This is a genomic window from Affinirhizobium straminoryzae (assembly GCF_007004135.1).
Lineage (GTDB): Bacteria > Pseudomonadota > Alphaproteobacteria > Rhizobiales > Rhizobiaceae > Neorhizobium > Neorhizobium straminoryzae.
In genome coordinates this window covers 34,187-58,173 of the sequence record NZ_VJMG01000008.1, presented here as the reverse complement: position 1 = coordinate 58,173, position 23,987 = coordinate 34,187, and the positions used below count along the sequence as shown (strand labels likewise).

The following is a 23,987-nucleotide window of genomic DNA, read 5'->3' as shown; positions in this document are numbered from 1 at the left end:
CCGACATAACAGAAGAAGACTGCCAATGCATGACATCGAGATCGCCGTTGTGGGTGAAGGACTGGCTGGTTCGGTGGCGGCGCTCGCACTGGCGCGTGCCGGACGCAAGGTCTCGCTGGTTGCCCCGCAACGGAACCGTCAGGACCGCCGCACGACGGCGCTGATGGACCAGTCCATCCGCTTCGTCGACAGCCTCGGCCTGTGGTCAGTGCTGGAGCCGGCCTCTGCGGCGCTCTCCGTGATGCAGATCCTCGATGGCACGACACGGCTGTTCCGTGCGCCGCCGGCGCAGTTCCGCGCCGCCGATGTGGGGCTTTCCGCCTTCGGCTACAATATTCCGAACGCCGCGCTGATGCAGGTGCTGTCCGATGCCGTCACGGCCGAGCCCAATATTGCCCGCATCGATGCGAGCCTCGAGCGTCTGGACCTGCAGGCCGATGCCGCGCACCTCACCCTTTCCGACGGAGAGACCATGACGGCGGCCTTCGTGATCGGTGCCGATGGGCGTGGTTCGAAGGTGCGCGAGGGGGCTGGCATCGCCACGCGCCGCTGGGCCTATCCGCAGACGGCCGTGGTGCTGAACTTCTCCCACGAGCAGCCGCACGGCAATGTCTCGACCGAGTTTCACACCGAGACCGGCCCCTTCACGCAGGTGCCGCTGCCCGGCAACCGTTCCAGCCTTGTGTGGGTGGTGAAGCCGGATGCGGCCGAGCACCTTCTGTCCCTGCCGCTCGAGGCATTGTCTCACGAGGTTGAACTGCGCATGCAGTCCCTGCTGGGCAAGGTCTCGGTCGAGGATGGCGTCGAATCCTGGCCTCTCTCCAGCCTGATGTCGGATCGGTTCGGCAAGGGACGGGTGGCTTTGGTCGGCGAGGCGGCGCATGCCTTCCCGCCGATCGGCGCGCAGGGCCTCAATCTGTCGCTGCGCGACGTGATGGAACTGGTGGACCTGCTGAAGACCACCGGCGGCCTGCCGGTTGCCGCCGATGCCGGCGACCGCTTCAACCGCCGCCGCCGCCCGGACATCATGACCCGCACGCTCGGCGTCGACCTGCTGAACCGCTCGCTGCTGTCGGATTTCCTGCCGATGCAGGTGGCCCGCGCCGCGGGCCTTCACATGCTGACCGCCGTCGGGCCGCTGCGCAATATTCTGATGCGCGAGGGCGTGGAACCCGGTCGCAGCCTGAGGGATATGGCCTCCAGCCTAAGGACCGCCTTCGGCCGGAAGAAGACCGGCTGAAATCAGATAGAGCACGACGGGCAATGTCGCGATCGACAGCAGTGTTGTGATCAGCACCGTTGCCGAGGCCCGCTCCTGCCATACACCGTAATGCTGGCTGATGACGAAGACGTTGGTGGCGGTCGGGAGCGCGGCGAGCAGGACGGCCGCATGCACCCAGGCCGGATCGATGCCGCCGACCAGCCTCAGCGCGGCATACATCGCGGCCGGCAGGATCACCAGCTTGGCAACGGCGATGGTGCCGATCTCGGCGGGAACGCGCCGCAGCGGCCGGAGCGAGAGCGTCACCCCCATGGCAAACAGCGCGCATGGCGCGGCCGCTTGCGCGAGGTAGTCGACAAGGCGCTGCGCGGCCACCGGCAAGGGCCAGTCCAATGCGGCGACGAGGAAGCCTGCAGCCGCCGACAGGATGAAGGGGTGAAACGCGACACGCCGCGCCACCTGGCCGGCAAGTTGCAGCGGCGGCTGGCGCTCGCCGCCCGCCAGCGCCATCAGGGCCGGGGCCACGATGAAGTGCAGGGCGTTTTCGAAACAGACGATCAGCGCCACCGGCACGGCGGCCTGTTCGCCGAGCGCCAGCAGCGCGAGACCTGGCCCCATATAGCCGATATTGCCGTAAGCGCCGCCAAACGCCTGGATGATGCTTTCGGCAAAGCTTGCGCGATGCAGCAGGAAGGCTGCTGCAAACAGCAGCGCATAAACCGCATAGACGGCGGCAAGCTGGGTCGCGATGAAATCGAGGCGGGTCAGATCGGCAATCGGCGTGCGCGAGACGAGCTTGAAGAACAGCGCCGGCAGTGCCGCATAGATGATAAAGGTGTTCATCCAGCCGAGTGCGTCTGCGCCCTGCCGGGTTACCTTGGCCGCGACGAAGCCGATCAGGATCAGACCAAAGAACGGCAGCAGCAAAGCAAGTATGGCAGCCACCGTTAATCCTCCTTCGCCGTCCGCCTCACGTGCCGGTTAGCATCCCGTTCCGGCACGCGAAACGGAAAACCGCAAAAAATCCTCAACCGATTCGGGTCAGGATCGGAAAGGTTTGCTGGAACCAGATCGCCATGTCGCTGACGAAGCCGAAGATGAAGGCGAAGCCTGTCAGCACAAGCAACCCGCCCATTGCCTTTTCAACCAGCCCCAGATGTCGCCGGAAGCGGGACAGGAAGCGCATGAAGGCACCGGAAAAACCGGCCGCGATCCAGAAGGGCACGGCAAGACCGAGCGAATAGATGGCAAGCAGCAAAGCCCCGTCACCCACCGTTGCGCGCGAGGCGGCGACCGCCAGGATCGCACCCAGCACCGGACCGATGCAGGGCGTCCAGCCGAAGGCGAACGCAAGGCCCATGACATAGGCCCCCGAGAGCGTCGCCGGCTTACCCCCCGCCTGGAACCGCGCTTCCCGCGCCAGAAGACCGATGCGGAAGGCGCCGAGAAAGTTCAGGCCCATGACGATGATGATGAGACCACCGATCTTCGCCAGCATATCCATGTGCTGGCGCAGCAGCACGCCAATCGTCGTCGCGCCCGCCCCGAGCGCCACAAAGACCGTGGCAAAGCCGAGCGTGAAGAACAGCGAGGACAGAAGCACCGCCCGCCGCGCAACGGTTGCCTCACGCCCCTCGCCGCCACGGAACTGCTCCACCGAGATGCCGGCCATGTAGCACAGGTAAGGCGGCACCAGCGGCAGCACGCACGGCGACAAGAACGACAGGGCGCCGGCAAGCAGCGCACTGACCAGCGAAATTTCGGCAATCGACACAGGCACTCTCCGTCCACTTCAGCCCTTCCATACGCAGCTGCGGGACGGCATGCCAATCACCTTTTCGCGTCAGCCGGGCAGATCTGTCGGGAGAATTGCGCCGCCCCAGGATGAGAGCATGGAACTCTCAAGTTCCATACCGACCTCCTCTTCGAGGGCACCACACCGGGAGACAAAAGATTGCAAAGGAATGCCTGCCCCTCCCGATACGTTTCAGTTTCAGGGCCGGTGAGGAAACAGCACCGTATAATTACCGAGATCAATGCGTTCTGCTGTCTTTGCGATTTCGCACAGGGCATCCGTGTTTCGACGTACGCCATAGCGCATGAGGTCGGCCCAGCCTGCAGGGGCAAAGGCCGGCTGCGGCGCGCAGGACAGATCCTTGACCACGATTGCCTTGGTGTCCATCCGGGCCAGGTAGTCTGTAAGTCCTGTGGTATAATCAGGCAGAGGCTCTGTGTTCGTCTGCTGACGCCATGGGATAAGCATGCCGGGCTGGTCCATCAGCAGCACCCTTGCCTGCAGCAATGGAACCAAGAAGCGGGCTTCGCTGATGTCCACCAGCACTACAGCGCCGTTTGAGCCGATTCTGGAATTAATGATGTCACCGACGTTGCGAACCATCGCTGCCTGCTCGCGGGTCAGTTCATGCTGAAGGAGGCGACGTTCCGCGACGCCGTGTCCCGCAACGCGTGCGCCCAACAGAAGAACGAGCAAAATGCCAAGCAGCGCCGGCGGTGCGAAACGCGTAAAACCCTGCGATTGAAGAAAAGACCAGCGCGAGAACGCCTCGCCCACCACGATGAGGCTGACAACGATCATCGAGAAGGAAACGGGGGTAATGTATCGCCCCGACGCCAGGCCGGATGTGGCGATGACGACCGATGCCGCAAAGATCAGGAAGATCACGATGACGGCCAGAAATGCCAGGCAGACCGAGCGATTGCGGCGCAGGACGACAAGGCTGGACAGGGCGCCAACCAAGGCCAGTAGAAACGGAATGTCGCGCGAGGTTATTCTGGCAATATTGGCGAGATGTCCCGAAAGGGGCATCGATCCCATAATCGAAATTCCCTCCGAGGTAATATGCGTTCCACGTCCCAGGAGCGGATAGAGCCAACTTCCACCGATGTCGTGGTAGACGAGCAGAGAGCTGCCGAAAAGGCCGACGATGGGAAGCCCGAGGACGGCAAGTCTGACCGCGTCCATCGGATTGCGAATGACAAGCCAGAGACATATGCCGCCGGCAAGAAGGCCGTTGAAGGGCGCTGTGGTCGGTCTGAAGACAAGCGCTGCAAGAGGCAGGGTCACGATGGCCGCCAGTTCCATTGATGTTGGCCTGCCGCCTCGAACAATACCCAGGGCAAGGAGAATGAGAACCAGCGACAGCGACCCGATGATGAAGGTGCTTGCCGTATTCGCGAGCGCCGCACTTCCCAATAACGGCATCAACGCTATGACGATGATCGCCAGAAGTGCTGCAGCCACAGGAAGCTTTGGCCGTGTCACCACCGCCACAATGAAAAGCAAGATGCCCAGCGCAGGCTCGACCAGAGACAGGTAGCCCATGCCGAACCAATGGATAACGGGTGCCTGAAACGCATAAATGCCCCCAACCGAAAACAGTCGCCGCTCGCTTAGAGGCTGTATTGTCGCCCGAATGTCTCCATAGAAGTCCCGGGCAAAGACAAGGTAGGCGCCATTGTCATCGCCGCCATTGATGGCGGCGGGAAAGGCCAGAGCCCAGAAGAGGTAGCCGGTGACCACCGCGAGACCAAGCGCGATATGACGCCGCGTGGCCGATGCTCCGGACAGGCCGACGACCGAAATGGAAAGGAGCACTGCGCCGCAGGTCATCCAAATCGATCGAAAAAACTCCGGCAGCGGCATCAGCGCGACGAATGTGAACACCGAAAGAGCGATGAAAACTGCCAGGACCGGCCGAGAGGGAGGATCAAAATCCAGCTGATCTTGTTGTGCGTGAATATGATCTGAAATGTTCCGGTTCGTTATGGAAGCCATTGAGTGTTGTCCTTCCCGATCTGAAAATGCTTGAAGCAAATCATCCGAAGCAAATTCTGTTGCCTGCCAAGCGCCCGCCTCGTTCTGCGAGCATTTGAGCTGAAGCCGAATCCATCCACAAAATCTCTGCAAATACTTGAAGCAGCCGGCACGATTGCATGCAACGAGATTCCTCTGCGATTGCGTCAAGACCCTGTGGAATTTTCACTTTCGCGGGTTGACCGAAGCCGCACCCCCGCATATGTTCCGCGCACTTTCGAAGGGCGCGTCGCCCCACCTGAGAGCGTAGCTCAGCCGGTAGAGCAACTGACTTTTAATCAGTAGGTCCTGGGTTCGAATCCCAGCGTTCTCACCATTAAATCCCCTGACTGATTGTCATTCCTGACAGCGATGATTGCACCAGCGCCGGCACAAGCCGCTTCGATGGAGTGTTGTGGCGTTTACGCCATCGGTGCCACAGCGTTCTGATATATCAGATAAGGGCACTCTGTTGCAATTCCGCGCGCTTTTGATATATCAGCTCGATATGGAGCCGTTGGAAACTGTCAGCTACGCTGATTCTCTCGCCCATCAGGCCTATCGGGTTCTGGAGCAGGCGATCGTGACGCTGGCGCTGGCGCCGGGTTCGCTTGTCACCGAGAAGCAGTTGATCGATCTGGCTGGCCAGGGGCGTACGCCGGTGCGCGAGGCGATCCTGAAGCTGGAATGGCAGGGGTTGATCGTGGTGAAGCCGCGCAGCGGGCTTCTGATCGCCGACATTGCACCGTCCGACTGGCAAAACGTGATGGCGATGCGACGGCGGCTCGAGCCGGAGGCGGCGGCGCTTGTGGCGCGCCACGCCGATGACGGACAGCGCAGGCGGCTGGTGGAATGCGCAAGGGACATGAGCACCGCAGCCGTGATGGCAGATACCGTGGGCTTTCTCGCCGCCGACAAGCGATTCGATGACATCATGGAGCATGCCTGCCCCAATCGTTTTCTCTCGGCCGCGCTTGCACCGCTCAGGGCGCATGCGCGCCGCCTGTGGTGCGCCACAGCGACGACCGAACTCATGGACCGGGCCGTCGGCCTGCATCTGGCCGTCATCCGCGCCATTCAGACGGGGGATTGTGTTGAAGCGGCAGCCGCAACCGGGCGACTTCTCGATGCCTTGCCGGATCTTGAGAGATAGGTCTCAGGCGGGGCTTGCTTCGCCCGCCCTTTCGCGGGCGAGGGCTGCAAGATCCGCCGGCTTCAGCTCGACCGATTCGCCGCAGCCGCAGGCCGAGGTCTGGTTGGGATTGATGAAGGTAAAGCCGGAGCGCATTTTCGTTACTTCGAAATCCATCCGCGTGCCGAGCAGATAGAGCACGGCGGAGGGTTCGATCCAGACCTTCGCACCTGCATGCTCGATCAGATCGTCTTTGGCGCTCGGTTCCGTCACCAGATCGACGGTATATTCCATGCCGGCGCAACCGCCCTTCTTGATGCCGATGCGAAGCCCCTTCGCATCCGGCCCGGATTTGTCGACGATTGCCTTTACGCGGTCCGCGGCGGCATCGGTCATGGTCATCACGGCAAAGCCCATCGGCCCATTCTCCTTCACGCATCCGGGTTCAAGGCCCGGCGGTTTTCATCTGCAATGTAGGCCCGGCCGCGCGCCGGATCAAGACGCGGGAGGCATGCAGGACGCGGCGGATGTCAACGCCATCTGTCGGAATGCCTCTTCCCCATCGATCGGCTCGCCACTGGCGATCCCTTCCTGGATTACGGCATCCCGTTCTGTCGCTGCAGCAGGAAGGCATCGAGCGCTGCGCACACCACATCGTCGGCGGACTGGAACTCGCCGCTTTCGAGCGTGCTCTCGACGATGTCCGTCATGTTCTCGCTGAGTCCGATGCGAATGGGGTGTGAGCCCGGCGCATCGGCCGGTTCAATACCAGCCGACCGCCACCTGCGCCTCTTCCGACATGCGCTCCGGCGTCCACGGCGGATCGAAGGTCATTTCCACGTCCACACCGGACACGCCCTCCACGGCGCCGACGGCATTTTCAACCCAGCCCGGCATTTCGCCGGCCACCGGGCAGCCGGGGGCCGTCAGCGTCATGACGATCTTCACCATGCGGTCGTCCTCGATGTCGATCTTGTAGACGAGGCCGAGTTCAAAGATGTCCGCCGGAATTTCCGGGTCATAAACGGTCTTCAGTGCCGCGACGATGTCGTCGGACAGGCGGGCGAGTTCGTCCGCCGGGATCGGCGAGCTGATGATGCCTTCGCGGGCATCCCACTTCGGAATGGTTTCTTCGGTCGACATGATTTCGTCCTCAGGCAAAGAAGTTTCGCGCATAGTCCAGCGCATCGGCCAGCGCATCCACCTCGGCGCGCGTATTGTACATCGCAAAGGATGCCCGGCAGGTGGATGTCACGCCGAAACGTTTCAAGAGGGGCATGGCGCAATGGGTGCCGGCGCGCACCGCCACGCCCTTGCGGTCGATCACCATCGAGACGTCATGGGCATGGATGCCGGCAAGTTCGAAGGAGAAGATCGCGCCCTTGCCCGGCGCATTGCCGATGATGCGCAGCGCATTGATCGCGGTCAGGCGTTCGGTGGCATAAGCCGTCAGGTCCGCCTCATGCGCGGCAATCGCGGCGCGACCGATCTTCTCCATATAGTCCAGCGCATGGCCAAGGCCGATCGCCTGCACGATCGGCGGCGTGCCGGCCTCAAAACGGTGCGGCGGGTCGTTGTAGGTGACGAAATCCTGATCGACATCGATGATCATTTCGCCGCCGCCCTGGAAGGGACGCATGGACAGCAGCCGTTCCTTCTTGCCGTAGAGCACGCCGATGCCGGAGGGGCCGTAGAGCTTGTGGCCGGTCATCACATACCAGTCGCAGTCGAGATCGCGCACGTCGACCGGCATGTGCACGGCACCCTGGCTGCCATCGACCAGCACCGGGATATCCCGCTCATGGGCGATACGGCAGACATCCTTGATCGGCACCACGGTGCCGAGTGCGTTCGACATGTGGGTGATCGCCACCAGCCGTGTCCGGTCGGTCAGGCATTTTTCGAAATCGTCCAGATGGAAGGCGCCCTCGTCATCCACCGGTACCCAGACCAGCTTCACGCCCTGCCGTTCGCGCAGAAAATGCCAGGGCACGATGTTGGAATGGTGCTCCATGATGGTGAGGACGATCTCGTCGCCCTCCTTCAGGTGCGGCATCGCCCAGCCATAGGCGACCGTGTTGATCGCCTCGGTCGAATTCTTGGTGAAGACGATGTCGTCCACCGAGGGTGCATTCAGGAAGCGGCGCACCTTTTCGCGTGCGGCCTCATAGGCCTCCGTCGCGGCATTGGAAAGGTAATGCAGACCGCGATGCACATTGGCATATTCGGCGGAATAGGCATGCGCGATGCCATCGATCACGCTTTGCGGCTTTTGCGCGGAGGCGCCGTTGTCCAGATAGACCAGCGGCTTGCCGTGCACCATGGTGGAGAGGATCGGGAAATCCCGGCGGATTGCCTCGACATCATAGGCGCCACCGGCGGATGCGAAATTAGCCGTCATAGCTGATGAACTCCATGAGCGACCCGTCCGGATCGCGGAAATAGACGCTCAGTCCCTTGCCTTGCGCACCGAAGCGTTCAACAGGTCCAATCTCTAAGGCGACGCCTTCTGCAGAAAGATGGCCCATCGCCTCCGCGATCGGTCCGTGCCAGCGGAAGCAAAGGTCGCTGTTTCCGGGCATCACCGGGTGGTGCGCAACGGGCGTGCCCACGGCACCCGGTCCATGCACGTTGAGCTGCTGTTCGCCGAGGCGAAACACATAGCCTCCCTTTGCCGTGCGGATCGCCTCGGCCCCGATTACCCGTGTGTAGAAGTCCCGGGCCGTTTCCCAGTCCGAGACGTGGATCACCGAATGATCGAGGCTGACGCGGGGATCAGGCATGCCGTTCCAGCCAGCCGGAAATCACCGTCTCCAGTGCCTCGACCAGCGCCTCGTCATCCAGCTCCTCGACGATCTCCGCCACGAAGGCATTGACCAGCATGGCGCGGGCCTTGCTGCGCGGAATGCCGCGGGCCATCAGGTAGTAGAGATGGTTGTCGTCGATATCGGCAACGGTGGCGCCATGGCCGCACTGCACGTCGTCGGCGAAGATTTCGAGTTCCGGCTTGGCCGCGAACTCGGCATCGTCGGACATCAGCAGCGTGTTGCAGGCCATGCGGGCATCGGTCTTCTGCGCATCGAGCGCCACCTTGATCATGCCCTGGAACACGCCCCGCGCGCGGTCGAACACCACATTGCGAAAAATTTCCGTGGAGGTGGTGTTTGGCACATTGTGGCCGAGAACCAGCGTCACGTCGGTATGGGTGTCGCCGCCGAGCAGGTTGACGCCGCGCAGCTGCAGGTCAGCGCCCTCGCCCGCCACATCGACGCGCAGTTCCTGGCGCACCAGCTTGCCGCCGGCGTTGATCACGAAAAGCCGCAGCTTGGCGTCTGCACCGACGCGGATGCGCACCTGGCCGAGATGCGTGTCGGAGGAACCCTGTTCCTGCAGCACGATCCAGGTCACGTCTGCGCCGTCTTCCAGCGAGATGTCGCTGACGGAAGAGACGAAGGCCTGACCGTCGGTCGTCGCCACATGCCGCTCGATGACGGTCGCCTTCGAGGCCGCACCGAAGCTCACCGGAAAGCGGGTGTGGATCTGGCCGGCGCCGTGCAGCGCCTGGATCTCGATCGGCTGCTCGATCTCGACGCCTTCGGGAAACTCCAGCACATAGCCGTCGCGCACGAAGCTGCCATTGATCTTGCCGATGGTATCGTCACCATCGATCACCGAAAGGCCGGGAGCCGCGGTGCCTTCGCGCAGCATCGCATCGAAAGTGCCGACGACCACGCCCTCGACGGAGGCTTTGCCGTCGGCATGCCCGTCCTGCATCACGATGACGGAAGCGGTTTCCACCAGCGGGGCCGGCGCGGCAACCAGGCCTGCCGGCTGCATCGCGGGAAGTGCGCGCAGCAGCGTCTTCAGGTCAGTATAGTGCCAGGCTTCCACCCGGCGCGTTGGAAGACCATTGGTCTTCAGATCGTCCACCAGCCGGTCGCGCGCGCTGATCACCGCGCCATTGCCCGGCAGGTCGCCGACATGCTGGTTGAAGGCGTCGATCAGGGCCGCTTCTGCAGCGGTCTGCCGGCTTGTTGTCTGCATGTTCATGCCACACTCCTTTCGCCGTCGCCCTCAGGCGGCTTCACCGATGATGTCGGCATAGCCGTTGGCTTCCAGTTCGAGTGCCAGCGACTTGTCGCCGGTGCGGATGATCTGGCCCTTGTAGAGAACATGCACCGTGTCCGGCACGATGTAGTCCAGCAGGCGCTGGTAGTGGGTGATGACGATCGTGGCGCGATCCGGAGACTTCAGCGCATTCACGCCATCGGCAACGATCTTCAGCGCATCGATGTCGAGACCGGAATCGGTTTCATCGAGCACGCACAACTTCGGCTCCAGCAGCGCCATCTGCAGGATTTCTGCACGCTTCTTCTCGCCACCGGAGAAGCCGACGTTCAGCGGCCGCTTCAGCATGTCCGGGTTGATCTTCAGCTCGGCGGCGGCTTCCTTGACGCGGCGCATGAAGTCCGGCGTCGTCAGTTCCGCTTCGCCGCGCGCCTTTCGCTGCTCGTTCATCGCGACCTTCAGGAACTGCATGGTGGCAACGCCCGGAATTTCGACCGGATACTGGAAGGCGAGGAAAATGCCCTTGGCGGCGCGCTCGGCCGGATCAAGTTCGAGAATATTCTCGCCGTTATACAGGATCTCGCCCTCGGTCACCTCATAGTCCTCGCGGCCCGACAGGATGTAGGAAAGCGTCGACTTGCCGGAGCCGTTCGGGCCCATGATGGCCGCCACTTCGCCAGCCTTCACGGTCAGGTTCAGGCCGCGGATGATTTCGGTGCCGTCTTCGGCGATGCGGGCGTGCAGGTTCTTGATTTCAAGCATGTTCACGTTCCTGTTCATAGGGCGGTTCAAGGGCCGCCTGTCTTTGTCTGCGCCGTCCCGGCGCCATGTTCCGTCATCCTCGGGTTTGCCCGAGGATCCATCAAGTCGCGTTCTGTGCGTCACTTCGCGCCGCATATCCTCGGGGCAGGCCCGAGGATAAGGACTGGCGGACGCCAGCCGCTCCCATCACCCGACGCTGCCTTCCAGCGAAATTCCGATCAGCTTCTGCGCCTCGACTGCGAATTCCATCGGCAGTTCCTGGATGACCTCCTTGACGAAGCCGTTGACGATCAGTGCGATCGCCGCCTCTTCCGGAATGCCGCGCTGCAGGCAATAGAACAGCTGGTCCTCGGAGATCTTCGAGGTGGTCGCCTCATGCTCAAACTGCGCAGACGAGTTTTTCGCCTCGATGTAAGGCACGGTGTGCGCGCCGCAGCGGTCGCCGATGAGGAGCGAGTCGCACTGCGTGAAGTTGCGGGCATTGGTCGCCTTGCGATGTGCCGAGACCTGGCCGCGATAGGTGTTTTGCGAGACACCGGCGGCGATACCCTTGGAGATGATGCGGCTCGAGGTGTTCTTGCCGAGATGGATCATCTTGGTGCCCGAATCGATCTGCTGGTGGCCGTTGGAAACCGCGATCGAGTAGAACTCGCCGCGGCTGTCATCGCCGCGCAGGATGCAGCTCGGATATTTCCAGGTGATGGCCGAGCCGGTTTCCACCTGCGTCCACGAGATTTTCGAGCGGTCGCCGCGGCAATCGCCACGCTTGGTCACGAAATTGTAGATGCCACCCTTGCCCTGCTTGTCGCCGGGATACCAGTTCTGCACCGTCGAATACTTGATCTCGGCATCATCGAGCGCCACCAGTTCGACGACGGCGGCATGCAGCTGGTTCTCGTCGCGCTGCGGCGCCGTGCAGCCTTCGAGATAGGATACGTAGGCCCCCTCGTCGGCGATGATCAGCGTGCGCTCGAACTGGCCGGTGTTCTTCTCGTTGATGCGGAAATAGGTGGAAAGCTCCATCGGGCACCGCACGCCCTTCGGCACATAGACGAAGGAGCCGTCGGTGAAGACGGCCGAATTCAGCGTGGCATAGTAATTGTCGGTGGTCGGCACGACGGAACCGAGATATTTCTTCACCAGCTCCGGATGCTCGCGCACGGCTTCGGAGATCGACATGAAGATCACGCCGGCCTTGGCGAGTTCCTTCTTGAAGGTGGTGACGACCGAAACGCTGTCGAACACGGCATCGACCGCGACGCGCGGCTTGTCCACGCCGGCGAGGATTTCCTGTTCCTTCAGCGGAATGCCGAGCTTTTCATAGACTTTCAGAAGCTCCGGATCGACCTCGTCGAGCGACTTCGGGCCGGACGTCGTCTTCGGCGCGGCGTAGTAGTAGATATCGTTGAAGTCGATCCTCGGATAATCGACGCGCGCCCAGCCCGGCTCTTCCATGGTCAGCCAGCGGCGATAGGCGTCGAGGCGCCATTCCAGCATCCAGTCCGGCTCCTGCTTCTTGGCGGAAATGAAGCGGATGATCTCCTCGGACAGGCCCTTCGGGGCCTTCTCGACTTCGATCTCCGTCTCGAAGCCATATTTGTACTGGTCCACGTCGATCTGGCGGACCTGATCGATGGTCTCCTGCACGGCAGCCATGGTCATACTCCAATCTTGCCGGAATCAAGGGTCCGGCAGCTTGTCATTTCTTGGCGGAAGTCCGCCCTCATGTAGGCGCCAGAAGGCGGTTTTCCCACCTTTTGGCAAGCAGATTTTTGCGTTTCCGCAATTAAGAACAGGCTCACGCGGCCTGTCCGGCAGCCTTCCGGCGCCCGGAAATTCTCGCGAAGGCGGCAAGCGCCTTCTCGATCTCCGCCTCTGTCGTCAGCGGGCCGAGCGACATCCGCAGCGCCCCCATGTCCGCATCGCAACCCATGGCTGCCAGCACGTGGCTCTGACCCACCTTGCCCGACGAGCAGGCGGATCCTGCCGAGAGCGCAATTCCTTCCAGATCGAAGGCGATCTGCCCGGTCTCCGACTTCAGCCCAGGCAGGGTGAAGAAGGTGGTGTTGGACACCCGTTGCTCGCAGGCGCCATGGATGATCACATCGGCGGCGGCGGCGCGCATGCCCTCTTCCAGCCGCTGGCGCAAGGCGCCGATCGCGATATTGCGTGTCTCCATGTCAGCAAGGGCTGCCTCCGCGGCGGCACCGAAACCGAGGATGCCCGGAAAGTTCTCCGTACCGGAGCGATGGCCCTTCTCCTGCCCGCCGCCGCGGATCAGCGGCTGTGGCATCATCACCTCGCCGCGCGATATCAGCGCCCCGACACCCTTCGGTCCGGCGATCTTGTGGGAGGAGACAATCAGAAAATCCGCGTCCAGCGCGGCAATATCGACCGGAATGCGCCCGACCGCCTGCACCGCATCCACCACCAGCAGGCCGCCCTTGCCATGCACCAGTGCAGCCGCTTCGGCCACCGGCTGGATGATGCCCGTCTCGTTGTTGACCAGCATGACGGCGACCATCGGCAGGCCTGATGCGAAATCATGGACGTCGAGCGCAGCGGCAAGCGCCGCCAGATCCAGCACGCCCTGCGGCGTCACCGCAATCTCGCTCACCTGCCCGGCACCAAAACGTCCGCCTTCGCGCAGCGCCGGATGCTCGATGGCAGAGACATAGAGATGGCCGATGACAAGCGGCGCACGCCCCATGCGGAAGGCGGGTGTCAGCACGAGGTTCGCAGCTTCGGTTGCACCGCTGGTGAATGTGACATGCTGTGGATCGGCTCCGACAAGCGCCGCCACCTGCCGGCGTGCGCGGTCTATGCCGGCGCGTGCAGCGCGTCCCTCGCCATGCACCGAGGAGGCGTTGCCCGGCAGATCATAGGCATCCAGCATGGCGCGCCGTGCCGCTTCGCCAAGCGGCGCCGTCGCGTTCCAGTCCAGATATGCGCGTGTCTTGGACATTGCAGCCTGCGGTTCCCGGTCCAGATCCGGCATGACGACGCATTTCCCTTGAAATTTTCGCCACGCATGCCGTAAGAGACGACCACCTGGGCGGCATCGCCGACCCAAATTTCGAATGGTTCTAAACTGTTTCTAGAAAAGATGACCGCATTCGTCAAGTCAAAGCGGTTGTGAAACGGTTGGAAACATCAAAAAAGCTGACCGGAGTAACGATGCCCGAAGTGATTTTCAACGGCCCTGCCGGCCGCCTCGAAGGACGCTATCAGCCCTCGAAGGAGAAAAACGCCCCGATCGCGATCATCCTGCACCCGCACCCGCAGTTCGGCGGCACGATGAACAACCAGATCGTCTACCAGCTGTTCTACATGTTCCAGAAGCGGGGCTTCACGACGCTGCGCTTCAATTTCCGGGGCATCGGCCGCAGCCAGGGCGAATTCGACCATGGCGCTGGCGAGCTTTCCGATGCGGCGGCCGCGCTTGACTGGGTGCAGGCGCTTCACCCCGATTCGAAGAGCTGCTGGGTCGCCGGCTATTCCTTCGGCGCCTGGATCGGCATGCAGCTCCTGATGCGCCGCCCGGAGATCGAAGGCTTCCTGTCGATCGCACCGCAGCCGAATATCTACGACTTCTCCTTCCTCGCGCCCTGCCCCTCGTCCGGGCTGATCATCAATGGCGATTCCGACAAGGTTGCGCCGGAAAAGGATGTGAATGCGCTGGTGGAAAAGCTCAAGACGCAGAAGGGTATCCTGATCACCCACCGCACCGTCGAAGGCGCCAACCACTTCTTCAACGGTCGCGTGGAAGCGCTGATGGCTGACTGCGAGGATTACCTTGACCGCCGCCTGAACGGCGAGCTGGTGCCGGAACCGGCGGCGAAGCGCATCCGCTGAACGCGCCGTCCATTCCGCATGAACACCCAAACGGCCCTTCGGGGCCGTTTTTCGTTGAAGACACTTCCGCAGTGTCGATCAGGCGCCGCTGGACACCACGGAAAAGGCCGGTGCTGCGCGATACTGGCGCACGCAGTTGCGGCCGGCAGCCTTGGCGTCGTAGAGCGCCTTGTCGGCGTGACGCATCACCATGCCGAGTTCATGGGCATGCTGGAAGACTGCAACCCCGAAGCTGGCGGTGATGTGGAAGCCCGCAGGCAGGCCCGGCACGGTCTGCATCGCCACGGAACCGCGCAGCGCCTGAGCGAACATGACGGCCGCATCCAGCGGCACCCCGGGCAGCAGGATGCAGAATTCTTCCCCGCCGATACGGCCCACCACGGCGTCATCGGGAATGCTGGCGAGCAGCAGGGCACCAAAATGGCGGATCACCGAATCGCCGCTGAAATGGCCATAGGTGTCGTTGACCCGCTTGAAGTGATCGAGGTCGCAAAGGATCAGCGCATGCGGCCCCATGGCACGCCGCCGCAGCGCAAGGTCGCAATGCACGTCGAAGCCGCGACGGTTATAGACGCCGGACAGCGAATCGACCTCGGAATTGGTGCGCTCGTCGGCCATGATCTCCAGCACGAAGACCGACAGCAGCATCAGGCCGATGATCACGACAAAGACGCCGGTCGTGCTTTGCGAGACCAGCGCATAGTAGGAATGCACGTAATCCTGTGCCGTCTGCCCTGCTCCCACCAGCACGGCCAGCACGCCCTTGCCGATGAACTGCAGGCTGGCGAGCACCAGCAGCACCAGCATCACGCGGTCGATCATCATCCGCCGTGTCGAGTGCAGAATGGCAATCGCGCTGTGTGCCATGATCAGCGCAAACGGCACCTGATAGCTGATCGAATGCATAAAGGTGCCGCGCGGCAGCGGGTAGATCACGAGGTCAAGAAGGATCGAGGCAGCGAAGAAGACGCCAAGGAAGACCGGACTTGCCGGTACGCCATAAAGTTTGCCAATACCGATGCGGATCAGGACCATGCCGCCCAGCACCGAGGAGAAGGCCATCAGGGCAAACAGCTTAGGCCAGTCTGTGTAGGCCACCAGCAGTTCGGCAATGGTGGAGAGGGAGGCGATCGCATAGGCAGAAGCAATCCAGCGCGCGGCGGCTGCCGAGCGGCTGCGTGTGGAGACGATCAGGAAAACGACGCAGAACGACAGGCCGATCAGCAGGTTCATGATCAGAAAAAAATTTGCTCCATTCATAGAGCATCACGGGACTGCAGTTCCCGCCCTCCGTTCGGCGCTTTGCGGCCATCACGGACAAGAAAAGATTTAAACATTAATTTCATCTTAAATCACAATACGAAATGCAACATAAACGCAGGCCATGGCGGCCACAAGACAGCGATGGCGCACTTTTGGAGTGATTCCGCCGGAAAACAGTGTTAGAGGCGCGCTGCACATCAAAAGCAACCTCTTGCCAGAGATAGATCATGTCCAGGTTCAAGTCCGATTTCCTCCGCACGCTCGATGAACGCGGCTTCATTCACCAGGTCTCCGATGAAACCGGGCTGGATGAACTGCTGACCAAGGAAACCGTGACGGCTTACATCGGCTATGATCCGACCGCTTCCAGCCTGCATGTCGGACACCTGACGCAGATCATGATGCTGCACTGGTTCCAGGCGACCGGCCACCGGCCGATCTCGCTGATGGGCGGCGGCACCGGGATGGTGGGCGATCCGTCCTTCAAGGAGGAAGCGCGCAAACTGATGACAGTCGAGATGATCGAGGAGAACATCGCCTCGATCAAGCGTGTCTTCGCCAACTACCTCGATTACGACCGCGCCGGCGCCGCCGCGCTGATGATCAACAATGCCGAATGGCTGCGCCCGCTGAACTATCTCGAATTCCTGCGCGATGTCGGGCGGCATTTCTCGGTCAACCGCATGCTGTCCTTCGACAGCGTCAAGACCCGCCTCGACCGCGAGCAGTCCCTGTCGTTCCTGGAATTCAACTACATGATCCTCCAGGCCTACGACTTCGTGGAGCTGTCGCGCCGCTATGGCTGCCGGCTGCAGATGGGCGGTTCGGACCAGTGGGGCAATATCGTCAATGGCATCGATCTCGGCCACCGCATGGGCACCGAACAGCTTTACGCGCTGACCTCGCCGCTGCTGACCACCGCATCCGGCGCCAAGATGGGCAAGTCCGCCTCGGGTGCCGTCTGGCTGAACGCCGAGCTGATGCCCGTCTATGACTTCTGGCAGTACTGGCGCAACACGGAAGACGCCGATGTCGAGCGCTTCCTGAAGCTGTTCACCACGCTGCCGATGGACGAGATCGCCCGTCTTGCGGCCCTGGACGGCTCCGAGATCAACGAGGCAAAGAAGATTCTGGCGACAGAAGTGACGGCCATCCTGCATGGACGCCGGGCCGCCGACGAAGCCGCCGAAACCGCCCGCAAGACCTTCGAGGAAGGCGCGCTGTCGGAAAATCTGCCCTCCGTCGAGGTGCCGGGTGACGAACTGTCGACCGGTATCGGCCTTCTTGCGCTGATGGTGCGGGCTGGCCTTGCTGCATCGAACGGCGAAGCCCGCCGTCACGTGCAGGGTGGCGCCGTGCGCATCAACGACGAGGCAGTGTCGGACGAGCGCATGGCGATCGGTCGCGCCCAGATCACCGCCGATGGTATCGTCAAGCTGTCACTCGGCAAGAAGAAGCACATTCTGGTGCGTCCGGTCTGACGAGCGTCTTTCCCGAGCGAGTGATAAAACCCGGCCGTTGCGCCGGGTTTTTCATTGGAACTCGAAGATCTGACGGAAGACGCCGGGCGCGATGATCGACAGCGGATTGATTGCCAGCTTCGGCTGCGCGAAAGGCCCGGTCAGCTTGAAGGTGATGCCGAGCAGGCCGCGGTCGCGGCCGTTGCCAAGGATGGCGCCGACGATGGGCAATTCGGCAAACAGGCGATTGAGACCATAGGCCGGCATGAACGTGCCGGTCATGTCCATGTTGCCCCGCGCATCACGCAGCATGCCCTGGAAGGTCGCGCCGATTTCCTCGCCCCGCACCACGCCGTTTTCCACCGAGAGCGACCGGTCGCGATAGACGACGCGGGCAAAGCCGCGCTGGAATTTCTGCGTGCTGACGTCGATATCGCGTTTCACGGCCGAGTTCAGGCTGCGCCCATCCTCGCCCACCGGCGTCGAGACCATCGATTGCAGCCGGCTTTCATTGACAAGCGAGAAGCTGCGCAGATCCACGAAGCCGCTCCAGTTGCCATCCGGGCCGTTGTCGATGCGGATGTTCAGCAGGCCTCCGCGCATATGGTCATAGAGATTGGTGAAGCGGGCGACGGCGCCGGCATCACCGCTCGTCAGCGTGATCGTCTCACCGCGATCCGCCTTGCTCGTCTTGCCGACCACCGCCTGGCCGCTGCCGGTCACGCCGGTCAGGTCCAGCTCCCGCAGGTGCCCGTTGTTGACGAAGAGCGAGACATTGGCGCTGGCAAGCTTTTCGTCGTTGAAGCCGACCAGCCGGTCAATCTTGCCGCGCACCCGCGCACCGCCGTCCCCGCCGGACTTGCCATCGCCGACCGGCCCATCGCCCTCCGCGCGAAGCTTGGCCAGAACCGGACGCAGGTCAGCCGAGGCGCCGGAAAGCGTGACGTCGTAGATGCGCCCCTTGCCACGCTTGAGCGACAGCGCGAAGTCATCCCCGGGCGACAGCTGCATCTGCGAGAAATCCGCCGTTGCAAGCCCCGCATCGTCCATGCGCAGATCGCCGCGCAGGCCGAATCCGTCGCCGGTCAGCTGCAGCTTGTGCACATCGGCGCCCTTGTCCTTCTCGGTCAGCTCGAAGGTGGCTGTTGCCGGAATGCCGGCGCCCTTGCTCCAGCCGACGACGGGCAGCGACAGGCTTGCCTTGGTGAGATCGAGCTTGATACCCTGCCGGTCACCATCCAGGCGCGTCACTTCCGCGGCAACCGGTCCATCCACCACATCGGAGAGCCCGGGCGCCAGCTTGTTGCGCTGCTCGTTCGACAGCGTCGCCTTCACCACAAGCTGCCGGTCGGCAGTCTTCGCCTTGTTGAAGGGCTCCACCAGCATGATGTCCGCCGGAACCGTATCGATCGTGCCGTTCGCCTGCAGGCGTGCGGCTGTCCCGTCGACATCGAGGGTGCCCTTCAGATCAGCCACCGTACGACCGGCCAGCGGCTTGCCGATGCTGACGCCGTTGAGGTCGATACTGGCGGAAAACTGCGGCGGCGGCGGATTGTGCGCCTTGATCAGGCCAAAGCGCGCCTTCACCGAGGCTTCCGCTTCGCCACGGAAATCCTTGGCGACGAAATCCGTGTCCTTCAGCGCGTCAATCGGCTTGAAGGTGGAAAGCTCTGCCAGCGCATCGGCAGCCCCCGTCACATCCAGCGCCAGATCGGCCATCAGAGGCTTGGCATAGGTGGAGGCTATGGAGAAGGTGCCGCCGGTGGCCGTCACGCTGCGACCGGACGGGAAATAGGAGTTGGCATCCTTGATGGCGACGGTCAGTTGTGCCCCATGCAGATCAAAGTGGCCCGCCAGATTGCGGACCGGCGGCATGTCGCCCGGCAGGTTAAGGCGGGTATCGGCAATATCGAAGGCGATGCGCAGCTCGTTGGCATCGAGTTCCATCGGGATGCCCGGTCCGTGCATGCGCCCTGCCGGAATGAAGACCGCGATCGATCCATCCGTCACTTCGCCGCCAAACAGACTGGAGACAGCCCAGTCGCGCGCCTTGCGGGCCATCCAGAACGGCCACAGCTGCTTGACCGCCGCCACCTCCATGCGTGGCAGTTGCGCACCGAACGAAATCTCCGGTGAAACCTTGCCGGGAAACCGTATCTTCAGAGAACCCGCCATCTGTCCGGACGGGCTGGACACCTGCATGGAATCGAACTGCAGTTCGCGCGCTGCGGTCAGATAGCGCCCGCTGGCCTGCAGGTCGAACAGGGTCGGCTGTTCGCCGCCGCTGGCCGCCTGCGCATGACCGCCGCTGACCAAGAGGTCGAGGCCATAGCCGGGGCGCTTCTCCGCCGGGTTCAGCCGGTCGAGATCGATGATGGCACCCGAGACCGGCACCACCGTCGGCCCGAAACGCAGGCGAGAGGGCAGGATCTCGATGGAATTCTTGGCAAAATCATAGGTGGCGCTCACTTCGGCGCCTGACAATTCCTGCCCGACGCCATCGAAATAGACGGTGCCCGGCGTGTGATGGATCGTCGCCTTGATGGCGGGATCCGCCTCCGTGGTGTCGCGGGTCGCGTTGAGATCCATGTCGATGGCGCCCTGCAGCCCCTCGCGCGGCTCGCCATTGTCGTCCTTTTGCAGCAGGAACGGGGTCAGGTCGAGGCCGGAGAGACGGGCAGCCAGCGCACGAGTGACGCCGTTGATGGCGTTCGACTGGACACTGAGCGCCGCGCGATGACCCTCCAGTTCCATCACCCCGTCAAGCGCCACCTGCCCCTTGTCGGTGAGGGAGAGCCTGAGGTCATCAATCATCAGCCGCGCCACATGGCCGGTATGATCCGGTGGAAAGCGGATCTCGATGCCGGAGAGGCGCACAAGCCCCGTGCCGGTGCGTTCGATCAGGCCGCGCGCCTCGTCCAGGCGCTGGAATGCCTGTTCCAGGGCAAAGGGCAGACTGTCGATCCGGGTCTTGGACAGATCCATCGGGTCGCTGGCCGGCAAGAGCGCGGTATCCAGCGAAATGTCATGGGCGGAAATGCGCCGGATCGACACGCGACCACTGGCAAGCGCCAGCGGATCGATCGCCAGGCGCACCGCACCCGTGCGCGTCAGATGCGCGCCGCTTGCCACTTCCACCACGTTGACGTCGCGCGCTTCGAGCGCCAGGCGAAAATCACTGGAAAACCGAAGCACGGTGGAGCCGACCGTTGCCCGGTAGCGGGGCCCGATCGCGTCGTTGAGGGCCGACTGGGCCCGTGCGTTCAACGTGCTGTCGATGGTGCCCGTTTCGATGGCGAAGAAGCCCGCGCCGGCTGCAAGGCCGCAGATGGCGAGGAAGATGAGGAAGAAACGCATGATTGTTCCGGCGCGCGTCGACGGCGCCGGGCAGTGCACGATCAGCGGATCATGCGCCTGGGCGGACGGCAATTCGTGCAGCGCCACCAGATCCTTCTGGCGGAACGTGACCTTTTCCCCTCTTATTTCCGCCATGCTCTCCCATTCTCGGCATCACACCCGATTCGGGTGATCTGGACCAATTCCGCGCCAGTATATACGCATTGCGGCGACAATTTCCCAACATGCAGGCGAAAGAAAGGAAAACCATGTCCGAGCTCGTAAGCGGCATGCCCGCCCCGGATTTTACCCTCCCGCGCGACGGTGGCGGCACCATCACGCTCTCCGACCTCCGCGGCAAGCCGGTGGTGGTCTATTTCTACCCGAAGGACGACACCAGCGGCTGCACCACCGAGGCTTTGCAGTTCACCGCACTTTCCGGTGAATTCGAAAAGGCCGGTACCACCGTCATCGGCATTTCGCCCGATTCTGCGGCCAAGCATGACAAGTTCATCAAGAAGCACAACCTGACGGTCGCGCTTGCCGCCGACGAGGAACAGGTGGCTGCCAACGCTTATGGCGTCTGGAAGGAAAAGAGCATGTACGGCAAGAAGTACATGGGCATCGAACGCTCCACCTTCCTGATCGCCGCCGATGGCAGCATCGCGCGCGTCTGGCCCAAGGTGAAGGTCGAAGGTCATGCCGAGGAAGTGCTTGCGGCAGCACAGGCCCTGTGACAAAGGACGGGGCCATGACCGAGGCCCCTTCCACCGCGACTGCGCCCGTGGCGCTTCCTCACATCGCGTCGCTGCGCGGCGGCGCGATCGATGCCATTTCTTCTCCGGATCTGACACTGAAGACGGCGCTCGCCCAGGAGACCGCCATGCGGTGGTTCGCGCGGCGCCTGTCTCTGCGCTCGCCTCTCGATCCGCCACTGCCGGATCGGCCAGGGCGGCCCGACAAACCGGAACTCGTGCCGCCGAAATTGGTGGAGAAGCGTTCCCTGCATACCGTCAAGGGCCGCATCGCCATCCTGCATGCGATCGCCCATATCGAACTCAATGCGGTCGATCTCGCGCTCGACATCGTTGCCCGTTACGCCACCGAACCGGTGCCCCATTCCTTCTTCGACGGCTGGATGCAGGTGGCCTTCGAGGAGGCCAAGCATTTTCGAATGGTCAGGACCCGTCTTAACGATCTTGGCGCCGATTATGGCGACATGCCCGCCCATGACGGCCTGTGGCAGGCAGCGCATGCCACCCGCAATGATCTGACGGCCCGGCTTGCCGTCGTACCGCTCATTCTGGAGGCGCGCGGCCTCGACGTGACGCCCTCGCTGCAGGCCAAGATGCGCGAAACAGGCGATCACGAGACAGCGGCCGTGCTGGACGTGATCTACAACGACGAGAAAGGGCATGTGGCGATCGGCGCGAAATGGTTCCGCTTCCTCTGCGCCCGCGAGCGCAAGGATCCCGCCGCCACCTTCAAGGATCTGGTCCGGGCCAATTTTCGCGGCGCACTGAAGCCGCCGTTCAACGATCTCGCCCGCGCCGAAGCGGGGCTGACGCCATCCTTCTACCGCTCGCTGACGTCGACCAGCAATGCCTGAGCGCACCGGGATGGCAGGTCCATCAGCACCATCTGATTTAACGCGACATTAACCTTAACGGTTTCTACTCCCCGGGGCGGATGAGGCGTCAGCAGGCCTTTCCGGGAGATGAGCGTGGCAAAGCCGAAAAAAAATCACATCTTCGACGCAGGCCCGTCCAGGCCAGTGCTGATTCTGGCATCCCGCGAGCGTATCCGCCATATGACCATCCGCCCCGTGATGACGATCGCGGCGGCCGGCCTCTTCACACTCCTGACCGTCGGCTCTATCGGCTCCGCCGCCTACCTTGCGTGGCGTGACGATCTGCTGGGGGCCGCCTCCGAGCGCCAGGCGCGTCTGCAGCAGGACTATGAGGATCGCATCACGACGCTTCGCGCCGAAATCGAACGGATCACCTCGCGGCAGATGATCGAGCAGCGCACCGTGCAGGCCCGCATGGACCAGTTGCTCCGGCAGCAGACTGCGCTTGTCTTGCGTCACGACAAGCTGGAAGGCCTGGTGCAACGCGCCGAAGCCTCGGGCCTCTCGGTCCCGGAGACGGCCGACGAGGGGGCGCAGCCCTTGAGCGCGTCTGCCTTTGCCCCTGCCGGTGCGGCGGATCGGACCGGACGTGCCGCAAGCGAGGGGATCCGGGCGATCGACAGACTTCTCAAACCGGACCTGCGCCTTGGCGATCACGCCCCATCTGCTACCGGATCCTCCGCGCAACCGTCAAAGGATGCAGCAAGCGCCACGCTGTCGCGCGTGTCTCTTTCGCTTGATGCACTCGACCAGCAGCAGCAGGCGCGCGTCTTCAGCCTGACCCGACAGGCCGACCGCACGGCGGATGCCATCGCCACCATCATGCGGCGGACCGGCGTTTCAGTCGGCCTTGCTGCGGACGGCCGCAGCCAGAGGGACAAGGGCGTTGGCGGCCCGTTCGTACCTCCCCTGAAGGACGGGATGATGGATGACAGCTTCGACGCTGCTGCGAACGCGCTCGACGTCGCGCTGACACGGCTTGAAGCGGTGCGTCGCGCGGCAACCACCCTGCCCTACGGCAATCCGGCCCCCGGTCGCGAGATCACCAGCGGTTTCGGCAACCGCATCGATCCCTTCCTCGGCCGCCTTGCCCTGCATGCGGGCGTGGATTTCCAGGCCGAGACCGGCCAGCGTGTGCGCAGCACCGGTGCGGGACGCATCGTGGCCGCCGGCGAAAGCGGCGGCTATGGCAACATGGTGGATATCGACCACGGTCAGGGCCTCGTCACGCGCTATGGTCACCTCTCCCGCATTCTCGTGCGCGAGGGCGACACCGTGGCTGCCGGCGACGTGATCGGCCTTGCCGGCTCGACCGGCCGCTCCACCGCCCCGCATGTGCATTACGAGGTGCACCAGGACGGTCAGCCGATCGATCCGGCCACCTTCCTCAATGCCGGTCTGAAGCTGAAAGCCTACCTTCAGTAACGTCGTATTGACCCAAACAG

Annotated in this window: 20 protein-coding genes and 1 tRNA gene; 8 read left to right on the top strand and 13 right to left on the bottom strand. The window is 62.8% G+C overall.

Annotated features, from left to right (window positions below; all coding sequences use genetic code 11):
- The first annotated feature begins 25 nt into the window (after window positions 1–25).
- Window positions 26–1,240, top strand: a complete 1,215-nt coding sequence (locus tag FNA46_RS03020; RefSeq protein WP_142880866.1) for a UbiH/UbiF family hydroxylase — start codon at window positions 26–28, stop codon at window positions 1,238–1,240.
- On the opposite strand, the gene FNA46_RS03015 is transcribed toward FNA46_RS03020, so the two are convergent.
- The 3 genes from FNA46_RS03015 to FNA46_RS03005 all read right to left on the bottom strand — a co-directional run bounded on the left by FNA46_RS03015 (window position 1,205) and on the right by FNA46_RS03005 (window position 5,018).
- Entirely contained in the window at window positions 1,205–2,167 is a 963-nt protein-coding gene (locus tag FNA46_RS03015) for an AEC family transporter (RefSeq protein ID WP_142880865.1), read from the bottom strand. The two genes, FNA46_RS03020 and FNA46_RS03015, sit on opposite strands and share 36 nt — an antisense overlap.
- Before the next feature lie 82 nt (window positions 2,168–2,249).
- A complete protein-coding gene (locus tag FNA46_RS03010; protein ID WP_142880864.1) occupies window positions 2,250–2,996 on the bottom strand; it encodes a cytochrome c biogenesis CcdA family protein in 747 nt (248 codons plus the stop codon).
- 219 nt (window positions 2,997–3,215) lie between these two features.
- Window positions 3,216–5,018 carry a hypothetical protein gene (locus FNA46_RS03005; RefSeq protein WP_142880863.1) on the bottom strand — a complete coding sequence of 601 codons (1,803 nt, stop codon included), beginning with the start codon at window positions 5,016–5,018 and terminating at the stop codon, window positions 3,216–3,218.
- Between the two features lie 279 nt (window positions 5,019–5,297).
- Here FNA46_RS03005 and FNA46_RS03000 point away from each other — a divergent pair.
- Both FNA46_RS03000 and FNA46_RS02995 read left to right on the top strand, forming a co-directional pair.
- Window positions 5,298–5,373: transfer RNA gene (locus tag FNA46_RS03000), tRNA-Lys, on the top strand.
- Between the two features lie 171 nt (window positions 5,374–5,544).
- Window positions 5,545–6,189 (top strand): GntR family transcriptional regulator, encoded by a 645-nt coding sequence (locus FNA46_RS02995; RefSeq protein WP_142880862.1) that lies wholly within the window; start codon window positions 5,545–5,547, stop codon window positions 6,187–6,189.
- 3 nt (window positions 6,190–6,192) lie between these two features.
- On the opposite strand, the gene sufA is transcribed toward FNA46_RS02995, so the two are convergent.
- The 8 genes from sufA to FNA46_RS02955 form a co-directional block, all read right to left on the bottom strand.
- Window positions 6,193–6,585 (bottom strand): Fe-S cluster assembly scaffold SufA, encoded by a 393-nt coding sequence (gene sufA, locus FNA46_RS02990; RefSeq protein ID WP_142880861.1) that lies wholly within the window; start codon window positions 6,583–6,585, stop codon window positions 6,193–6,195.
- A 345-nt stretch (window positions 6,586–6,930) separates the two neighbouring features.
- On the bottom strand, window positions 6,931–7,311 hold the full coding sequence (locus tag FNA46_RS02985; RefSeq protein ID WP_142880860.1) for an SUF system Fe-S cluster assembly protein: 381 nt from the start codon (window positions 7,309–7,311) through the stop codon (window positions 6,931–6,933).
- A gap of 10 nt (window positions 7,312–7,321) precedes the next feature.
- Window positions 7,322–8,569 (bottom strand): cysteine desulfurase, encoded by a 1,248-nt coding sequence (locus FNA46_RS02980; protein ID WP_142880859.1) that lies wholly within the window; start codon window positions 8,567–8,569, stop codon window positions 7,322–7,324.
- A complete protein-coding gene (locus FNA46_RS02975; RefSeq protein ID WP_142880858.1) occupies window positions 8,559–8,951 on the bottom strand; it encodes a VOC family protein in 393 nt (130 codons plus the stop codon). Before FNA46_RS02975 ends, FNA46_RS02980 begins: the two co-directional genes overlap by 11 nt.
- Complete coding sequence (gene sufD, locus FNA46_RS02970; RefSeq protein ID WP_142880857.1) at window positions 8,944–10,218, bottom strand: Fe-S cluster assembly protein SufD; 1,275 nt, start codon at window positions 10,216–10,218, stop codon at window positions 8,944–8,946. Before sufD ends, FNA46_RS02975 begins: the two co-directional genes overlap by 8 nt.
- A 24-nt stretch (window positions 10,219–10,242) precedes the next feature.
- Window positions 10,243–10,998: a Fe-S cluster assembly ATPase SufC gene (gene sufC, locus FNA46_RS02965; protein WP_142880856.1), complete on the bottom strand. Its 756-nt coding sequence runs from the start codon at window positions 10,996–10,998 to the stop codon at window positions 10,243–10,245.
- 186 nt (window positions 10,999–11,184) lie between these two features.
- The gene (gene sufB, locus FNA46_RS02960) at window positions 11,185–12,654 is read right to left on the bottom strand and encodes a Fe-S cluster assembly protein SufB (protein ID WP_142880855.1); all 1,470 of its coding nucleotides are present in this window, start codon (window positions 12,652–12,654) and stop codon (window positions 11,185–11,187) included.
- 142 nt (window positions 12,655–12,796) lie between these two features.
- Window positions 12,797–13,963, bottom strand: a complete 1,167-nt coding sequence (locus FNA46_RS02955) for a cysteine desulfurase family protein (protein WP_142880854.1) — start codon at window positions 13,961–13,963, stop codon at window positions 12,797–12,799.
- Between the two features lie 212 nt (window positions 13,964–14,175).
- Here FNA46_RS02955 and FNA46_RS02950 point away from each other — a divergent pair, with 212 nt between their 5' ends.
- Complete coding sequence (locus FNA46_RS02950; RefSeq protein WP_142880853.1) at window positions 14,176–14,853, top strand: alpha/beta hydrolase; 678 nt, start codon at window positions 14,176–14,178, stop codon at window positions 14,851–14,853.
- A gap of 78 nt (window positions 14,854–14,931) precedes the next feature.
- Here the strand turns inward: FNA46_RS02950 and FNA46_RS02945 are convergent, their stop codons facing one another.
- Window positions 14,932–16,086 (bottom strand): GGDEF domain-containing protein, encoded by a 1,155-nt coding sequence (locus FNA46_RS02945; protein ID WP_246102803.1) that lies wholly within the window; start codon window positions 16,084–16,086, stop codon window positions 14,932–14,934.
- 257 nt (window positions 16,087–16,343) lie between these two features.
- Here FNA46_RS02945 and tyrS point away from each other — a divergent pair, with 257 nt between their 5' ends.
- Window positions 16,344–17,597, top strand: a complete 1,254-nt coding sequence (tyrS, locus tag FNA46_RS02940; protein ID WP_142880851.1) for a tyrosine--tRNA ligase — start codon at window positions 16,344–16,346, stop codon at window positions 17,595–17,597.
- A gap of 51 nt (window positions 17,598–17,648) precedes the next feature.
- Here the strand turns inward: tyrS and FNA46_RS02935 are convergent, their stop codons facing one another.
- Window positions 17,649–21,068 carry a YhdP family protein gene (locus FNA46_RS02935; protein WP_142880850.1) on the bottom strand — a complete coding sequence of 1,140 codons (3,420 nt, stop codon included), beginning with the start codon at window positions 21,066–21,068 and terminating at the stop codon, window positions 17,649–17,651.
- A 113-nt stretch (window positions 21,069–21,181) separates the two neighbouring features.
- Between FNA46_RS02935 and bcp the strand changes: the two genes are divergently transcribed.
- The 3 genes from bcp (at window position 21,182) to FNA46_RS02920 (ending at window position 23,967) form a co-directional block, all read left to right on the top strand.
- A complete protein-coding gene (bcp, locus tag FNA46_RS02930) occupies window positions 21,182–21,649 on the top strand; it encodes a thioredoxin-dependent thiol peroxidase (protein WP_142880849.1) in 468 nt (155 codons plus the stop codon).
- 14 nt (window positions 21,650–21,663) lie between these two features.
- A complete protein-coding gene (locus tag FNA46_RS02925; RefSeq protein WP_142880848.1) occupies window positions 21,664–22,521 on the top strand; it encodes a ferritin-like domain-containing protein in 858 nt (285 codons plus the stop codon).
- Between the two features lie 114 nt (window positions 22,522–22,635).
- Window positions 22,636–23,967: a M23 family metallopeptidase gene (locus FNA46_RS02920; protein WP_246102800.1), complete on the top strand. Its 1,332-nt coding sequence runs from the start codon at window positions 22,636–22,638 to the stop codon at window positions 23,965–23,967.
- Window positions 23,968–23,987 lie beyond the last annotated feature (20 nt).

Bases quoted from the DNA above. Each gene is read 5' to 3' on its own strand.
- FNA46_RS03020 (WP_142880866.1), top strand. From the start codon at position 26: ATGCATGACATCGAGATCGCCGTTGTGGGTGAAGGACTGGCTGGTTCG.
- FNA46_RS03005 (WP_142880863.1), bottom strand. From the start codon at position 5,018: ATGGCTTCCATAACGAACCGGAACATTTCAGATCATATTCACGCACAA.
- FNA46_RS02995 (WP_142880862.1), top strand. From the start codon at position 5,545: ATGGAGCCGTTGGAAACTGTCAGCTACGCTGATTCTCTCGCCCATCAG.
- sufA (WP_142880861.1), bottom strand. From the start codon at position 6,585: ATGGGCTTTGCCGTGATGACCATGACCGATGCCGCCGCGGACCGCGTA.
- FNA46_RS02985 (WP_142880860.1), bottom strand. From the start codon at position 7,311: ATGTCGACCGAAGAAACCATTCCGAAGTGGGATGCCCGCGAAGGCATC.
- FNA46_RS02980 (WP_142880859.1), bottom strand. From the start codon at position 8,569: ATGACGGCTAATTTCGCATCCGCCGGTGGCGCCTATGATGTCGAGGCA.
- FNA46_RS02975 (WP_142880858.1), bottom strand. From the start codon at position 8,951: ATGCCTGATCCCCGCGTCAGCCTCGATCATTCGGTGATCCACGTCTCG.
- sufD (WP_142880857.1), bottom strand. From the start codon at position 10,218: ATGAACATGCAGACAACAAGCCGGCAGACCGCTGCAGAAGCGGCCCTG.
- sufC (WP_142880856.1), bottom strand. From the start codon at position 10,998: ATGCTTGAAATCAAGAACCTGCACGCCCGCATCGCCGAAGACGGCACC.
- sufB (WP_142880855.1), bottom strand. From the start codon at position 12,654: ATGGCTGCCGTGCAGGAGACCATCGATCAGGTCCGCCAGATCGACGTG.
- FNA46_RS02955 (WP_142880854.1), bottom strand. From the start codon at position 13,963: ATGTCCAAGACACGCGCATATCTGGACTGGAACGCGACGGCGCCGCTT.
- FNA46_RS02950 (WP_142880853.1), top strand. From the start codon at position 14,176: ATGCCCGAAGTGATTTTCAACGGCCCTGCCGGCCGCCTCGAAGGACGC.
- FNA46_RS02945 (WP_246102803.1), bottom strand. From the start codon at position 16,086: ATGAACCTGCTGATCGGCCTGTCGTTCTGCGTCGTTTTCCTGATCGTC.
- tyrS (WP_142880851.1), top strand. From the start codon at position 16,344: ATGTCCAGGTTCAAGTCCGATTTCCTCCGCACGCTCGATGAACGCGGC.
- FNA46_RS02935 (WP_142880850.1), bottom strand. From the start codon at position 21,068: ATGGCGGAAATAAGAGGGGAAAAGGTCACGTTCCGCCAGAAGGATCTG.
- bcp (WP_142880849.1), top strand. From the start codon at position 21,182: ATGTCCGAGCTCGTAAGCGGCATGCCCGCCCCGGATTTTACCCTCCCG.
- FNA46_RS02925 (WP_142880848.1), top strand. From the start codon at position 21,664: ATGACCGAGGCCCCTTCCACCGCGACTGCGCCCGTGGCGCTTCCTCAC.